This window comes from bacterium (assembly GCA_030247525.1).
GTDB lineage: Bacteria > Electryoneota > JAOADG01 > JAOADG01 > JAOADG01 > JAOTSC01.
Window position 1 is genome coordinate 1 of sequence record JAOTSC010000302.1, and the last position, 1,584, is coordinate 1,584.

The 1,584-nt window shown below is 48.0% G+C and carries 3 protein-coding genes; all 3 read left to right on the plus strand.

Annotated features, from left to right (window positions below; all coding sequences use genetic code 11):
* A partial coding sequence (nusB, locus tag OEM52_15210) for a transcription antitermination factor NusB (GenBank protein MDK9701481.1) occupies positions 1–420 on the plus strand: 420 nt, incomplete at its 5' end.
* Complete coding sequence (locus OEM52_15215; GenBank protein MDK9701482.1) at positions 417–1,097, plus strand: metallophosphatase family protein; 681 nt, start codon at positions 417–419, stop codon at positions 1,095–1,097. The genes nusB and OEM52_15215, both read left to right, overlap by 4 nt.
* A 74-nt stretch (positions 1,098–1,171) precedes the next feature.
* Positions 1,172–1,584, plus strand: a 413-nt coding sequence (gene secA, locus OEM52_15220) for a preprotein translocase subunit SecA (protein MDK9701483.1), incomplete at its 3' end; no start/stop codon positions are given.

Genomic DNA, 1,584 nt, shown 5'->3' on the forward strand with positions numbered 1-1,584 from the left:
GTAGTTGAGAGTCGTCATATTGCCCGGCAAATCGCGCTCCAAATGGCTTATTCGATGGAAATCGCCGGTCTCTCGTTAGATGAAGTATGGGCGGGGGGAAAGTTAACCGGGCAGGAGCGCCACATTGAATTCATCCGCCGCTTACTCCAAACGATGCTGCAACGTATCACAGAACTCGATGAGGAGATTCGGAAACGGGTGGAGCGTTGGTCGATCGATCGGCTTGCGCTGGCAGATCATTTGTTATTAAGATTAGCTCTTTGCGAATTGTTGTTTATGGAAGAAACTCCGCCAAAAGTCGTTTTAAATGAGGCGATCGAATTAGCGAAGGAGTTTTCTACCACTCAGTCGGGACGATTTATCAATGGCATCCTCGATGCCGCTTTGGGTGACCGAATTCCGGGGAAACCAGCTACGTGATTGGAATCATTTCCGATATTCATGGGAATCTTGAGGCGTTGAAGTCGGTCCTTGCTTCGGGCAAGGAACACAATATCACGCAGTGGGTGTGTTTGGGGGATATCGTAGGATATGGCGCCGATCCCGAAGCTTGTATCCATCTTGTTCGTGAAACCTGTCATTTTGTTGTGTTGGGAAATCACGACGAAGCCGCCATTCAGAATATCGGTCCCGATGATTTTAATCCAATGGCGCAGCAAGCGATTCTTTGGACCCGTTTACAGTTAAGCAGCGAATCGAGAAGTTGGTTACAATCTCTACCACTAACGATTCACGACAAAATCCGGCTCTATGTTCATGCGTCGCCACGGAATCCCAGCGATTGGAATTATGTGTACACTGCTTCCGAGGCACAGCGTCAAATCTCCGATCTCGACGCTTCAATTCGGAGCTGTTACATTGGCCATACTCACGAACCATTCCGTTATGTCGGTTCCAACGGAGTGGAACTGATTAATGTTGGATCAGTCGGTCAACCGCGGGATGGTGACCAACGCGCCAGTTATGCGTTAATCGACGAGAGTAAGCAGGAGAGCTACATCGTCCGGATTCCGTATGATATTGAGCGGGCAAGGCATCGTATTATTGAAGAGAATTTGCCGCTGTTTCTTGCGGATAGATTGCTGGTTGGACATTAACAAAATATTCACTTAATGCAGTTACTGGATAAGTAACTTGCTACTGAAATGATCGAATGTGAAGGTACTGCACCGTGATTGGATCACTGTTTAAAAAGTTGTTTGGCGACAAGAACGAACGCGTTGTGAAATCGATGTGGCAGACGGTGGCGGAAATCAACCGCCATTTTGAGTCTTATAGCTCCCTCTCCGAAGAACAACTGCGCAACAAAACCCAGGAATTTCGTGATCGTCTCGCCACGGAAAAAGAAGACCTCGACGACTTGCTACCTGAAGCATTTGCAGTAGTGAAAGAAGCTTGTCGGAGGCTGGTTGGCACTTCCTGGGAAGTAACGGGACGAGAAGTCACCTGGGATATGGTTCCCTATGATGTACAACTTATCGGTGGCATCGTACAGCACCAAGGTAAAATTACCGAAATGGCGACGGGAGAAGGAAAAACTCTGGTCGCTACGTTGCCACTTTATTTAAATGCACTGGCGGGTAA